General features: G+C 39.0%; 14 protein-coding genes. 3 read left to right on the top strand and 11 right to left on the bottom strand.

Translation table 11 applies throughout. The features are described 5' to 3' along the window. Positions 1-42 precede the first annotated feature (42 nt). Positions 43-2,313: a bifunctional glutamate--cysteine ligase GshA/glutathione synthetase GshB gene (gene gshAB / locus AC25Y6_RS17500; RefSeq protein WP_488143922.1), complete on the top strand. Its 2,271-nt coding sequence runs from the start codon at positions 43-45 to the stop codon at positions 2,311-2,313. Positions 2,314-2,745: 432 nt separating this feature from the next. Here gshAB and AC25Y6_RS17495 read toward each other — a convergent pair whose 3' ends face one another. The 4 genes from AC25Y6_RS17495 to groES form a co-directional block, all read right to left on the bottom strand. Next, the gene (locus tag AC25Y6_RS17495) at positions 2,746-2,895 is read right to left on the bottom strand and encodes a hypothetical protein (RefSeq protein WP_488140612.1); all 150 of its coding nucleotides are present in this window, start codon (positions 2,893-2,895) and stop codon (positions 2,746-2,748) included. 234 nt (positions 2,896-3,129) lie between these two features. Then, the gene (locus tag AC25Y6_RS17490; RefSeq protein ID WP_488143921.1) at positions 3,130-3,420 is read right to left on the bottom strand and encodes a hypothetical protein; all 291 of its coding nucleotides are present in this window, start codon (positions 3,418-3,420) and stop codon (positions 3,130-3,132) included. Positions 3,421-3,515: 95 nt separating this feature from the next. Further along, positions 3,516-5,150 (bottom strand): chaperonin GroEL, encoded by a 1,635-nt coding sequence (groL, locus tag AC25Y6_RS17485; RefSeq protein WP_488143920.1) that lies wholly within the window; start codon positions 5,148-5,150, stop codon positions 3,516-3,518. Between the two features lie 56 nt (positions 5,151-5,206). Continuing rightward, the gene (groES, locus tag AC25Y6_RS17480) at positions 5,207-5,491 is read right to left on the bottom strand and encodes a co-chaperone GroES (protein ID WP_488143919.1); all 285 of its coding nucleotides are present in this window, start codon (positions 5,489-5,491) and stop codon (positions 5,207-5,209) included. Positions 5,492-5,677: 186 nt separating this feature from the next. On the opposite strand from groES, the gene AC25Y6_RS17475 reads away from it, so the two are divergent. Further along, the gene (locus tag AC25Y6_RS17475) at positions 5,678-6,415 is read left to right on the top strand and encodes a CPBP family intramembrane glutamic endopeptidase (protein WP_488143918.1); all 738 of its coding nucleotides are present in this window, start codon (positions 5,678-5,680) and stop codon (positions 6,413-6,415) included. Positions 6,416-6,460: 45 nt separating this feature from the next. Here AC25Y6_RS17475 and tatC read toward each other — a convergent pair whose 3' ends face one another. The 3 genes from tatC to AC25Y6_RS17460 form a co-directional block, all read right to left on the bottom strand. Continuing rightward, on the bottom strand, positions 6,461-7,261 hold the full coding sequence (gene tatC / locus AC25Y6_RS17470) for a twin-arginine translocase subunit TatC (RefSeq protein ID WP_482103180.1): 801 nt from the start codon (positions 7,259-7,261) through the stop codon (positions 6,461-6,463). A gap of 17 nt (positions 7,262-7,278) precedes the next feature. Continuing rightward, positions 7,279-7,464, bottom strand: a complete 186-nt coding sequence (locus AC25Y6_RS17465; RefSeq protein WP_067205353.1) for a twin-arginine translocase TatA/TatE family subunit — start codon at positions 7,462-7,464, stop codon at positions 7,279-7,281. 175 nt (positions 7,465-7,639) lie between these two features. Beyond that, a complete protein-coding gene (locus tag AC25Y6_RS17460) occupies positions 7,640-8,290 on the bottom strand; it encodes a redox-sensing transcriptional repressor Rex (RefSeq protein ID WP_488143917.1) in 651 nt (216 codons plus the stop codon). 123 nt (positions 8,291-8,413) lie between these two features. Here AC25Y6_RS17460 and AC25Y6_RS17455 point away from each other — a divergent pair, with 123 nt between their 5' ends. Beyond that, positions 8,414-10,345: an ABC-F family ATP-binding cassette domain-containing protein gene (locus AC25Y6_RS17455; RefSeq protein WP_488143938.1), complete on the top strand. Its 1,932-nt coding sequence runs from the start codon at positions 8,414-8,416 to the stop codon at positions 10,343-10,345. A 375-nt stretch (positions 10,346-10,720) separates the two neighbouring features. Here AC25Y6_RS17455 and tsaD read toward each other — a convergent pair whose 3' ends face one another. Genes tsaD through tsaE form a run of 4 tightly spaced genes read right to left on the bottom strand, consistent with a single transcriptional unit; the run spans position 10,721 to position 13,344 of the window. Beyond that, positions 10,721-11,743: a tRNA (adenosine(37)-N6)-threonylcarbamoyltransferase complex transferase subunit TsaD gene (gene tsaD, locus AC25Y6_RS17450; protein WP_482105771.1), complete on the bottom strand. Its 1,023-nt coding sequence runs from the start codon at positions 11,741-11,743 to the stop codon at positions 10,721-10,723. After that, positions 11,740-12,198, bottom strand: a complete 459-nt coding sequence (gene rimI / locus AC25Y6_RS17445; RefSeq protein ID WP_482105770.1) for a ribosomal protein S18-alanine N-acetyltransferase — start codon at positions 12,196-12,198, stop codon at positions 11,740-11,742. The genes tsaD and rimI overlap by 4 nt, the downstream gene beginning before the upstream one ends. Continuing rightward, complete coding sequence (gene tsaB / locus AC25Y6_RS17440; RefSeq protein WP_488143916.1) at positions 12,185-12,895, bottom strand: tRNA (adenosine(37)-N6)-threonylcarbamoyltransferase complex dimerization subunit type 1 TsaB; 711 nt, start codon at positions 12,893-12,895, stop codon at positions 12,185-12,187. The genes rimI and tsaB overlap by 14 nt, the downstream gene beginning before the upstream one ends. Continuing rightward, on the bottom strand, positions 12,892-13,344 hold the full coding sequence (gene tsaE / locus AC25Y6_RS17435) for a tRNA (adenosine(37)-N6)-threonylcarbamoyltransferase complex ATPase subunit type 1 TsaE (RefSeq protein ID WP_482105768.1): 453 nt from the start codon (positions 13,342-13,344) through the stop codon (positions 12,892-12,894). The genes tsaB and tsaE overlap by 4 nt, the downstream gene beginning before the upstream one ends. Positions 13,345-13,524 lie beyond the last annotated feature (180 nt).

Here is a 13,524-nt window from a genome sequence, read left to right as displayed (position 1 = left end):
GTAATAATTTTAAAAACAAGTGAATTGCGAGGTATCGCTAATATGGATATTAAAAAAATGTTAGAGAATGACCGTGTTAAACCATACTTATTAAAAGCCCGTTATGGGATTGAAAAAGAAAGTCAACGAGTTGACTTATCAGGAAATTTATCTAAAACAGATCATCCTAAATCTATTTCTACAAGAGATGAGCACCCCTTTATAAAGCGTGACTTTTCCGAAACACAGATGGAATTAGTCACACCTGTTTCTGAAACGCTAGATGAACTGTTTAATTACTTAACAGCTATCCATGACGTTGTTTATCGTTCTATGGATGATAATGAAATGCTTTGGCCATTAAGCATGCCGCCTGCGTTACCAGAAAAAGAAGAAGATATTGTAATTGCAAAACTGAACAATTCCGAAAATGTTAGATATCGTCAATCGTTATCCAAATCGTATGGCCGTCGTAAACAAATGATCAGTGGTATTCATTTCAACTTTGAATTCGGAGACGAGTTAATCCAAGCGTTATTTAACTTACAATCGGAGATAAAAGATTATCAACATTTTAAAACCGAGATTTATCTTAAAACCACAAGAAATTATTTACACTATCAATGGTTAATAACTTATTTATATGGCGCATCTCCAAGTAGTGAAAAGAACTTTTTCGATGAAGATTCTTTGAATGTACCAGTAAGAAGTATTAGAAACAGTAAATATGGTTATACCAATCACAATGATGTTCAAGTTTCATATAGTAGTTTGCAAAATTATATATCAGATATCTCTTTGATGGTTCAAAGAGGACTACTAGTAGAAGAAAAAGAATTTTATTCAGCTGTCCGATTAAGAGGTGGACAACATGCTTCAGATTTAGAAGGTCAGGGTGTTAGATATATTGAATTAAGAAATATAGATATTAACCCTTTTGAAAAGAATGGAATTAGCTATGAACAAGCAGAATTCCTACATCTTTTTTTAATTTATTTACTTTGGAAAGATGAAGGTATTCATAGTGATGAGTGGGTAAAAGCGGGTAAATTTTACAATGATTTAGTGGCGCTTGAACATCCATTAGAGCATACACAATTTGAAGTAGATGCAAAAAACATTATTGATGAGATGGAACACCTAGTAGAAATCCTGGATTTGACTGTTTCAGATACATTATTTGTTAGTCTAAGGGAAATATTAATGGACCCAAGTAAGACTTTAGCCGGAAGACTGTATAAAGATAGTAAAAAGGATAGTCAAGGTCAAGTGGCTACGAGTATTGCTAAAGTAAATTATGAAAAGTCATGGGATAAACCATATCAATTAACAGGTTTTACTGACATGGAGTTGTCCACTCAGATTTTAATGTTCGATGCTTTTCAGCAAGGAATCCAGGTAGAAATCTTAGATAGGCAAGATCAGTTTTTGAAGCTTCAATTAAAAGATCATGTTGAATTTGTAAAAAACGGGAATATGACAAGTAAAGATAGCTATGTATCTACTTTAATTATGGAAAATAAAACAGTCACAAAGAAGATTCTTCATCAACACGGATTCCGTGTGCCGAATGGTGAAGAATATAATGACATAGATCATGCTTTACGTTCTTACGATTTGTTTTCTTCCAAACCTTTCGTTGTGAAGCCTAAAACAACTAACTTTGGATTAGGAATATCAATTTTTAAAGAAGGGGCAAATTACGAAGATTATCTAAAAGCAATCACACTCGCATTTAAAGAAGATTCTTCTGTATTAGTCGAAGAGTTTCTTAATGGAACAGAATATAGATTTTTTGTATTAAATGATAAAGTGTATGCTATTTTGTCACGAGTTCCTGCGAATATTAAAGGTGATGGTAAACATACAATCGAAGAGTTAGTCATTGAAAAGAACCGTGATCCGTTAAGAGGAAGAGACCATAGGACGCCTTTAGAAAGTATTCAATTAGGTGAATTGGAGCAACTTATGCTTAAAGGTCAAGGATATGGATTGGATTCGATTCCAAAAATTGATGAAATCATCTATTTGCGTGAAAACTCTAATGTCAGTACAGGTGGAGACTCGATTGATGTAACAGATCAAATTTCTGATGATTATAAAAAGATTGCTGTGGATGCGGTATCGGCACTTGGAGCTAAAATTAGTGGCATCGATTTGATTATTGAAAATAAAGAAGTTCCCGCCGCTGATAAAAATGCTTACGGGATTTTAGAAGCGAACTTTAATCCATCCATGTATATGCATATATATCCGTATAAAGGGAATTCGCAACGTCTGACTATGGATATATTACATTATTTATTCCCTGAACTACTACAAAGTCAGGAATAAAAATTAATCAATTTAGAGGCACCATAAGCAGAACGCAAATTTACAACGTTTAGTTGTTGAATAATAATTAAGTTATTTGATGTTTAAATCTAAAGATGTATTACTCCGTTCTGAGTAGCTCGGTAATATCTTGTTTTTCTACTAGTACTTGAACAATAGCTGTTGTAAACTGAGTAAAAGGGAAGACCTCTTTTCTAGGATTGGTTGTGGTGACTTAAATCTACCAAAAAAAGGTCTTCCTTTTTGTATTTTTTTATAAAAGCGAGATAGATTGCTCTACCTCGCTAAGTAAAAGAATGATTTTACTTTAATCCTCTTTTAATATTTAAATTACAATATATTAAATTCTTAAACAAGTATTGTACCGTCGCTAATTCTAAAATATCCTTTTGCTTGGTCTGTTTTTGACAATTTTGAAGATATGTCTTCTTATTATTTATCTGTTTGTTTTTGCTTCTTTTTCAAATACTCCGCACGTATTTTTTCGAGTTGCTCCTTTTTATCAAATTGGGCAGGCTTGTGTTTTTCATGATACTTTGTCACAGCTACCCGACCTTTGTTATCCAATTGATATTTCCCCACTTTGTTCACCTACTTTTCTTGTCTTTAAAGAGAATCTATTCAACAAATATAATATACCTTACATTACTGGTGTAAACCTTAATAACTAAAAACTCTTATTATTAACATATCGCTGTTTGATTCACTTTGATTAAATTACACCCCGGAATACACCCCAAAAATAGCTAGTTAATTGTCTCTCTGCTTTCTCTTCAATCGTATAGTCTGGATTTTGATAAGAAATTTGTTCTTCAATTACTTCGCGAGAAGCAAACATGATAGTTTGCCGCACCGGAAACTAATTGAAGCACGGCTTTTCATGATTTTTGTATTAATTGTCCCCGGCTTATTCCCTCTCTCCTGGCAATCAACTAGGTAACTGCGTATATGGCTTTGTGCTACCTCTTCAATGTTAATGACACCAAGTTCAAGGCAATAGTCGATAAACAGCCCTAGTGTCCTCTCGTAGTTTCCAATGTTCACTTTCGTTGTGTTCTTAAACTTTCTGTCCGCTAAAAAGTCTTGATATGCAAATTTTAAAAGCATAAAAATAACCACCTCTCCAATTTTTCTGAGAAGTGGTTATTCCTATACTAATTAATTATGAACGAGACAGCTTCACAAAATAGCCTGTGAAGAGATTACATCATGCCGCCCATACCGCCCATGTCAGGCATGCCGCCCATACCGCCGCCTGCTGGTTCAGGAAGGTCTGCAACTACTGCTTCAGTAGTCAAGAACATCGCTGCAACAGATGCTGCGTTTTGGAGTGCATAACGTGTAACTTTAGTTGGGTCAACGATTCCAGCTTCCATCATGTTTACCCATTCGCCGTCTGCAGCGTTAAAGCCGATGCCGATTTCTTCACGTTTCAGACGGTCAACAACGATAGATCCTTCGAGGCCCGCGTTGTTAGCGATTTGACGTACAGGTTCTTCAAGCGCACGAAGTACGATTTTAATACCTGTTGCAACGTCGCCTTCAGTAGACTCTAGTAATGCCGCTACCTTCGTGTAAACATTTACTAGTGCAGTACCACCACCAGAAACGATACCTTCTTCAACAGCCGCACGCGTTGAGTTCAATGCGTCTTCAATGCGAAGTTTACGTTCTTTAAGTTCAGTTTCAGTAGCTGCTCCGACTTTAATAACTGCCACGCCGCCTGCAAGTTTCGCAAGACGTTCCTGCAATTTCTCTTTATCGAATTCTGAAGTTGACTCTTCAAGCTGAACACGTATTTGATTAACACGCGCTTTGATAAGATCTGAATTTCCGCTACCTTCAACGATAGTCGTATTGTCTTTTGTAACGACAACTTTTGCTGCATGACCTAGCTGAGAAATATCAGTTGATTTAAGGTCTAGTCCGAGGTCTTCAGTAATAACTTCCCCGCCAGTCAATGTCGCAATGTCTTCAAGCATCGCTTTGCGGCGATCTCCGAAGCCTGGTGCTTTGACAGCAACAGCGTTGAATGTGCCGCGTAGTTTGTTCACAACAAGTGTTGCAAGTGCTTCGCCTTCAACGTCTTCAGCGATCATTAGAAGTGGTTTACCTTGTTGAACAACTTGTTCAAGAACAGGAAGGATTTCTTGGATATTCGCAATCTTTTTATCTGTGATCAAGATGTACGGATTATCTAGAACAGCTTCCATTTTATCTGTGTCTGTTGCCATGTAAGCAGAAGCATAGCCACGGTCGAATTGCATTCCTTCAACAACGTCGAGTTCAGTCGTGAAGCCTTTTGACTCTTCGATTGTAATGACGCCGTCGTTGCCAACGCGCTCCATTGCTTCAGCAATCAGTTGTCCTACTTCTTCGTCTCCAGAAGAGATGGAAGCAACTTGTGCAATTTCTTCTTTTCCTTCGATTTCATTGGAGATTTCTTTTAGGCCTTCAACAGCAGTTGCAACCGCTTTTTCGATTCCTTTACGGATTCCTACAGGGTTAGCACCAGCTGTAACGTTTTTCAGTCCTTCACGGATCATTGCTTGCGCTAGAACCGTTGCAGTTGTTGTACCGTCACCAGCAATTTCGTTCGTTTTAGACGCTACTTCAGCAACCAGTTTTGCTCCCATGTTTTCGAAAGCATCTTCCAGTTCGATTTCACGTGCGATTGTTACTCCGTCATTTGTAATTAGCGGTGAACCAAATTTTTTCTCAAGAACAACGTTACGTCCTTTAGGTCCAAGCGTTACTTTGACAGCATCTGCTAATGTATCTACTCCACGCAGCATTGCGCTTCGTGCTTCTTCGTTAAATTTAATTTGTTTAGCCATTTATAAGTACCCTCCTGATTTTTCGTGTATTTTTTAACTATCCAAGCATTAGTATATTAGCCAATTACCGCTAAGATGTCACTTTCACGCAAGATCAGATATTCATTTCCTTCATGTTTGATTTCAGTACCAGCATATTTAGAGAAAAGGATACGATCTCCTTCTTTAACTTCTAATTCAACTCGTTGGCCGTTTTCAAGAACGCGTCCAGTACCTGTTGCAAAAACCTTACCTTCTTGTGGTTTCTCTTTTGCAGAGTCCGGTATTACAATACCGCTTGACGTTTTTTCTTCTGCTTCGATTAGCTCGATAACAATACGGTCACCTAATGGTTTCAACAATTGAAACAACCTCCTCAGAGTAATATCTTCTTTTTAGCACTCAACAGTCATGAGTGCTAATACATTTCTAATCATAATGAAGATTTGCATATATTGCAAGTGAAATACTCCGAAGATTTTCTCTTTGCATATCTTGTTCTGAACAGATAATATTAGGCTCAACCACAGTTGAAAGGGTGGCATTACTTGAAAAACGGAAAAATTTACATCTACCTATTTCTTACTTACATCCTAATGCATGTAAGCAGTATCTTTTTATCCAAAGGACTATTCTTATACTTCCCTTGGGATGAGCAATTCACCGATAAAGATATAGCATATCGAGCAAGTTCATGGACACTTTTCATCGTCAATTCAATAGCATCTATTATCTTCCTACTATTAATTGTACCGAAGAAGAATTTCTTCCAGGTTTTCAAAGGGAAAAAGTCTACCATTCCTAATTCGATTCTATGGGGCTTCATTGGTTTCTTTCTGGCACTTGGAGGTCAAATGCTTGCCGGTGCTATCGAAAATGCAATTGGAATAACACCAGGTTCTGATAATACCGCAATCCTTTCAGAAATTGCCAAAGTATCCCCAATCATCATTATATGCATGGTACTCTTTGCCCCATTCCTCGAAGAGATCATTTTCCGTAGAGTTATTTTTGGAGGTGTTTATCAAAAGACCAATTTTTGGATTGCAGCTACTGTCAGTGCGCTCGTGTTTGCCGCGGTCCATAATGAATTTGAACACCTCCTGATGTACATGATGCCTGCATTCGTCTTCGCTTATCTGTACTACAAAACGAAACGAATATTGACTCCGATGATTGCTCATTTACTGATGAATGGATTTGTAGTCCTACTCAACCTAAACATGGAGAAGATACTAAAATGGCAAGAAAAGATGAAGCCTGTCATCGTCACTTTCCTGAACTAAAAAAGTCTTCCACAACCCATATGCGGGTTGTGGAAGACTTTTTAATTATTTCTGCTGTTGATTGTTAACTTCTTCGATTTGACGTTGTTGTTCAGCTGTCGCTTCCTCAAATTGTCGTTGCTGTTCCGCCTTCAAGTATTTCCTATGACCAAAGCGGGATATGAAAATACTAATTTCATAAAGCGCAAATAGCGGAACCGTGACGAACAAATGGGACAACAAGTCGGGTGGTGTAATGAATGCCGCAATCACGAATAGGACAAAATAAGCGTACTTCCTTATTTTCACGAGTGTCTTCGGATTCAATATACCGAGTCTTGTTAAAAATAGTAAGACTACCGGCAATTGGAAAACAATGCCAAATGGTATAAGCAGTTGGAAAAGGAAAGTGAAATACTCATTTATCCCGATTGTCTGGGTTATATCTAGCTCTGCGGATAAATTCATCATGAACTTCATCACATATGGCAACAAGACAAAATACGAAAAAGCAATTCCTCCTACAAACAGGAGAAAGGTGAACGGAATATAATTTAATGTCGCGCGCCGTTCCGTTTCATGCAATCCCGGTGAAACGAAAGACCATAATTGATACATCAGTACCGGAGAAATGACGATGAATGCTATAAAGACAATCACCTTCACGTAAATCATGACTGGATCCAGTACGTTGAAAGCATTCAACGTAATATTATTCGCTTCTCCATCATACTGCAAAAATTGAATAAGCGGCTTTGCGACGAAAAAAGCACCTATTACTGCAATAACAAAGAAAACGACGATGACCATCAGCCGTTTTCTAATTTCATCTATATGTTCAATGATTGTTAAGTTTTTATCGTTCATCGGACAGTCATCCTAACTTACTTCAGTTCTTCTTTCTTGTCTTCCACTTTTTTTACATCGTCGTCTTCTACAAGACCTTTTGTGGCGTGTTTGAATTCACGCAATGAAGAACCAAAGGCTTTCCCGATTTCAGGCAATTTCTTAGGACCGAATACGAGCAAAGCAATAACAGCGATGATTATCAGACTTCCTGGACCTGGCATTTCGGACACCTCCTTCATAAGATAGGAATTGAATTACAATTCTTCCTTGGGAAGGATAAAGTTCAATCCTTCCTAGGAAAGGATAAAGTTCGATCCTTTCTCGTGGAAGGAAAAAATTCATTCCTTCCTTTGTCTATTTTACACGAAAGCTGTTGGGATTACTAATAACGAACCGTTACATATGTGAACCTTTGACGTCATTTTTTATGAAATAGATAAGTGTTTGCAATTCGACAGACAAATCGATTGTATGCACTCGTACCGTTTCTGGTACTGCTAGACGCACAGGAGTAAAGTTTAGAATCCCTTTAATACCCATAGTGACAAGTTGATCTGTCACTTCTTGTGCAATACGTGATGGCACTGTGAGAATGACCAGGTCAATACCTAATTCCTCAATCTTCTCCTTAATTGTATCAGGATGAAAGACAGGTATGCCGCTCATCTCTGTACCCTCTAGAGCTGATTTTGGATCGAATGCAATGACAATCCGCGTATTATGGTTCTTATGGAAATTATATTTCAAAAAAGCATTTCCCAAGCTGCCAACCCCGATGAGTGCGACATCCGTTTTTTCATCCTGGTCGAGCGTCTGACGGAAAAAGTCTACTAGGTAATGCACGTCATAGCCATAACCTTTACGGCCAAGTGCCCCGAAATGGGAAAAATCACGTCGAATCGTAGCGGCATCGATTTTCATCGCTTCACTTAACTCGCTGGATGATACACGTTTCTTCCCTGTGTTCGCAAAATTTTGGAGAAACCTATAATATAGAGGCAAACGCTTTGACGTTGCCTGTGGAATTTTTGGTGTTTCTTCTTTCATACTAACCCTCCTGCACGTACTTAAAGGCGATTCTATCGTACAGTAGATAATGAATGTTGTAAAGGCGACCGTTGCACGCTTGACACTATTCATTTAAACTGAAGAGGAATAGAGGTGCTACTTTTGATTGTATTACAAGTGAACGGACTAACAAAATCATTTTCAGGAACAGATATATTAGAAAACGTAAAACTAGAAGTCCAGCACCGCGACCGCGTTGCACTAGTTGGACGTAATGGCGCTGGTAAATCAACACTTCTTAAAATAATTGCCGGTGAAATGACAGCTGATTCAGGTGATTTAATCGTTCCGAAAGATATACGAATCGGCTATCTTGAACAGCATTCAGGAATCGATTCCTCGTTAACAGTTTGGGAAGAGATGATGACCGTATTTGAACCACTTCATAGTATAGAAAGACGGCTCAGATCGCTTGAAGGACAAATGGCCGATCCGTCTGTCTATGACAATAAGACTGACTATGATCGTGTCATTAAAGAATACGATGCTCTGCAAGTCGAATTTAAGGACTCAGGCGGCTATCAATACGAATCTGATACCCGTTCAGTACTGCACGGGATGCGTTTTTACCCTGAGGACTACACTAAAAATGTCACCCTTCTTTCGGGTGGTCAAAAGACACGATTGGCGCTTGCTAAAATGCTTCTTAGTAAGCCCGATCTCCTCATACTCGATGAGCCGACAAACCACCTTGACATCGAAACGTTAGGCTGGCTTGAAAAATACTTGGTATCATACGAAGGGGCTATTCTAATTGTTTCCCATGACCGCTATTTCTTAGATGAAATCGTCACGATTGTCTACGAGGTATCCCGTAAAAAAGTAATGAAGTACACAGGTAACTATACTGCCTATCTTGACGAAAAAGCAAAAAACTATGAACGTGATCAAAAACTATTTGTAAGAGAAATGGGAGAGAAGGCCAAGCTTGAGGATTTCGTTCAGCGCAATATTGCTCGTGCATCTACATCCAAAATGGCCAAAAGTCGTAGAAAAACGCTTGAAAAGACGGACTGGATGGATTCGCCTGATGGTAATGAAAAATCAGCAAATTTCACCTTCTCAATTGATCGACCAAGTGGTAACGATGTACTTGCCCTTGAAGAGCTAGCGGTAGGCTATGACGGTATTCCTGTCTCAAAGGGAATCGATATGCGGATATACAAACAAGATCGCATTGCGCTCATCGGACCGAACGGCGTAGGGAAATCAACAATATTAAAAACAATCGTTAAAGCACAAGACCCGATATCCGGTAAAATCCGGTATGGTACAAATGTTCAATTTGGCTATTACGATCAGGAACAGGCAACACTTATCGGAACTGGTACCGTTCTACAAGAACTGTGGGATGAGTGGCCGATGATGAATGAAAAAGATGTTCGTTCTGTGCTAGGACGCTTTTTATTTACCGGTGAGGATGTGGAGAAATCTGTTAGGTCTTTATCAGGTGGGGAAAAAGCCCGCTTATCACTTGCTAAACTGATGTTACAGAAATCGAATACGCTTATCCTTGATGAGCCGACAAACCATCTAGACCTTGATAGTAAAGAAATTCTAGAAAATGCATTGGATGACTTCCCGGGCACGCTTATCTTCGTGTCACATGATCGTTACTTCATTAACCGTATTGCAACTAAGGTAATTGATATTAGCGGTACTGGTGCAGTTGAATATCTTGGTGATTACGATTACTTCGTAGAGAAGAAGCTGGAACAGGAAGAACTGCTCGCCGAAACAAATGCAGCAACAAAAACGACAACTCCAGTGATTGAAAGAAAAAAAGACGATGACAAAGAGCTAAAAAGACAGGAAAGAAGATTAACTAGAGCCATAGACGAAGTAGAATCTAAGCTTTCAGTTTTGGAAGATAAGATTGTGGCATTACAAGAAGAACTTTCAACTCCTGATTTTGCAGATGACCATGTGAAATTAATGGAATTGCAGTCCCAGATTGACACACTCCAGGATGAACATGATCACAAATCGGAAAATTGGCTTGCGCTGCAAGAGGAACTAGAGATTTTAGCTTAAGAAAAGATTGCGTCATTTTGAATCAAGACTCTTGATTCAAAGTGGCGCTTTGTCACTTTTTGCTGTCGGAACATATCGAATTACGAAACATGCACATTATACCGGTGAAATACTTTCCACAATCTTATTCACAACTAGAACCTAGTTATACCGGTAATAGTTTAATATTGTCCACATTATCCACAGTAAAGTCAATTGTTATACACATAGTTATCCTCTCTCAACTGTTATTAATGGTTGATATGTCATTGTTATGCACAAGTTATCAACAAATGTGCATAAGTACGAATGTTCCCTATTGACATTCTAAAATAAATCGGGATAAAAAAAACACAGAAATTGTCGCAATTTGGCAACTTCTGTGTTTTTACGTATTTATTCTTTCCACGAGACGAGGGGCATACCTGGTTTACCGTTCATTGCAAGATTTCCGCGAATACCGTCACTGAACATTGCTGATCCAGCAGCAGCAATCATTGCTGCATTGTCTGTACAGAGTGCAATTGGAGGTACATAGAAGGGAACTTCCTCCCTCTTGAAGTTTTCTTCAAGAGATGAGCGTAATCCTTTGTTTGCTGCTACTCCTCCAGCTGCAATTACTTGCTTGACTCCAAACTCCTTCGCTGCTTTCAATGCTTTTGTTGTCAGTACCTCCACAACACTCGCCTGGAAACCTGCTGCGACATGGAATGGATTTACGGCCTCTCCACGTTGTGCAAGATTATGTTTGTAGTTAATAACAGCAGATTTAAGTCCACTGAAGCTGAAATCGTACGAACCTGGTTCAAGCCAAGCCCTTGGAAATTCTATTTGTCCATCACTTTCAGCTGCCAGCTTATCAATTTGTGGACCACCCGGATATGAAAGTCCAAGTACACGAGCTACCTTGTCATAGGCTTCACCAGCAGCATCATCACGCGTTTCACCAATGAGTTCAAATGAACCATGCCCTTTCATTAATACAAGCTCTGTATGACCACCTGAGACGATTATAGCTAGAAGTGGGAACTCCATTGGTTGCATCAGCTCATTCGCATAAATATGGCCTGCAATATGATGCACGCCTATAATCGGCAATCCATTGGCAAATGCAAATGCTTTCGCAGCATTAACGCCGATTAACAACGCGCCGACTAAACCCGGCCCTTCCGTAACAGCAACTGCATCCAACTCTGCAGGTTTAAGTTTTGCATTCGAAAGTGCTTCTTCAATCACCAATGTAATTTGTTCAACATGATGTCTTGAAGCGATTTCCGGTACTACCCCGCCAAATCGCTTTTGGCTAGTAATTTGTGATGCCACAACATTTGAAATGATTTCAGTTCCATTTTTCACAACGGAAGCGGCAGTTTCATCACAACTCGTTTCTATTCCTAAAATATAAATATCTTTTGTCATTTGAATTCCACCCACATGACGAGCGCATCTTCATGGTCGTCTGCATAATAGTTTTTTCTGATTCCGCCGTCCTGGAAACCAAGTTTACGGTACAAATTTTGAGCCGTAGTATTAGTCATCCGCACTTCCAGGGTCATTAACCGGACTTCTTTTTCTCTACAAACAGCTATCGCTTCTTTCATCAATCCTTCACCAATGCCGTTTCCCTGCATATGCTTTCGTACCGCAACATTTGTAATATGACACTCATCTAGAACAATCCACATGCCACAATGGCCTATGACTTTCTCTTCAAATTCAGCAACGACATAATGAGCATAGTCATTTCCATTCATTTCATGTTCAAAAACTTCCGCAGTCCAAGGAGTAGCAAATACTTCTTCTTCAACTTCAACAACTGAAGATATATCACCTGTTCCCATCTCTCTATAAATAATCACTTTATCCAAGATCATTTTCCTTTCCCTGCTCTTTCAGCCAATTTGCCTCTGCTTCAGCAATACGTCGATACTCCGGAACGAATCCATGAATATCATTTTCCGGTTCTGATTGAGCAGCTACATATATAAGCGAAGATGCCCGAGGTAGATTAAATTGAAGAGGAGAAATTACAGCACCTGCACCAAGCCGTTCAATAAGCATTTCTTTATGCATAGCCGTATCTTTTCCAACGAATAAAATAGGACTACTTTGCTCTTCAAGTAATAGAATCAATTCTTCAAGGGAGTAATGTCCATCCTCTATCAATTGAGTAAGTTTTCCTGCTTCGGACCGATAAACACCTGCATAGACATTACTTCTTCTAGCATCGACTAACGGGCAAATCAAACCGTTGTAAAATAACACATTTGCTGCCATTGCTTTCAAAGTAGACACCCCAACGAGAGGCTTACCGAGTGTCCAGGCAAGTGTCTTTGCAATCGTCACTCCAATTCGAGCACCTGTATATGAACCCGGTCCTTCCGAAACTGCAATTGCACCTATATCCGATGGTTTCAGATTTGCTTTTTCCAATAGCTGTTCAATTGCTGGCATAGCACGTAAGGAGTGATTAATAGCCATCGCGGACGTTTCTTCTATTAATAATTCCCCATCTTTAACTAGGGCAACGGAAATGGGCGTGTTAGCTGTATCTATACCTAACCAAATCATAAGAAAATCCCCTCACAAATCTCTTCATACCTCTTACCTAGAGGCGTTATAATAATTGTTCGTTTGTCTTCACCATTATGGACAAGCTGAATTTCCAAACGTTCTGTAGGTAAATCATCTTTAATTAGATGTGCCCACTCAATAACTGATACGGCATCACCATAAAATAGCTCGTCCCAGCCAAGATCCTCATCACTGCCAGCTAATCGGTAGACATCCAGATGATTGAACGGATACTTCCCTTCATACTGTTTAATGATTGTGAAAGTCGGACTATTAACTGTGCCTGTAACACCTAATCCCTTTGCAAGGGCTTTTGTAAATGTTGTTTTTCCGGCACCTAAATCCCCTTCAAGCGTCAGTACATCTGGAGGAGTGAGAAGAGATGCAAGTTTAGTTGCGATTTTTTCTGTCTCCTCGACAGAATTCACTTCTATTTTCCTAGTCATAATCATATTTCCTTTCTACTTCTTTGCTATAGTGTACCTAAAATACATTGCATCGGAAAGTATTGATACTTTTTAATAATTATTTTAACATCTTAAACAACAAAAAAACCGACTCCGGAATGAAATCCCGTAATCGGTTCTGAATTTAAATTTAAATGGCGGTCCCGACCGGGATCGAAC

The sequence above is a fragment of the Sporosarcina sp. Y1004 genome, assembly GCF_057669665.1.
Note: the sequence above shows the minus strand (reverse complement) of the source record. Positions and strands in the feature narration are given on the sequence as shown.

Coding starts and splice junctions, on each gene's coding strand:
- gshAB (WP_488143922.1), top strand. CDS start 43: ATGGATATTAAAAAAATGTTAGAGAATGACCGTGTTAAACCATACTTA.
- AC25Y6_RS17490 (WP_488143921.1), bottom strand. CDS start 3,420: ATGCTTTTAAAATTTGCATATCAAGACTTTTTAGCGGACAGAAAGTTT.
- groL (WP_488143920.1), bottom strand. CDS start 5,150: ATGGCTAAACAAATTAAATTTAACGAAGAAGCACGAAGCGCAATGCTG.
- tatC (WP_482103180.1), bottom strand. CDS start 7,261: ATGAACGATAAAAACTTAACAATCATTGAACATATAGATGAAATTAGA.
- AC25Y6_RS17465 (WP_067205353.1), bottom strand. CDS start 7,464: ATGCCAGGTCCAGGAAGTCTGATAATCATCGCTGTTATTGCTTTGCTC.
- AC25Y6_RS17460 (WP_488143917.1), bottom strand. CDS start 8,290: ATGAAAGAAGAAACACCAAAAATTCCACAGGCAACGTCAAAGCGTTTG.
- tsaD (WP_482105771.1), bottom strand. CDS start 11,743: ATGACAAAAGATATTTATATTTTAGGAATAGAAACGAGTTGTGATGAA.
- rimI (WP_482105770.1), bottom strand. CDS start 12,198: ATGATCTTGGATAAAGTGATTATTTATAGAGAGATGGGAACAGGTGAT.
- tsaB (WP_488143916.1), bottom strand. CDS start 12,895: ATGATTTGGTTAGGTATAGATACAGCTAACACGCCCATTTCCGTTGCC.
- tsaE (WP_482105768.1), bottom strand. CDS start 13,344: ATGACTAGGAAAATAGAAGTGAATTCTGTCGAGGAGACAGAAAAAATC.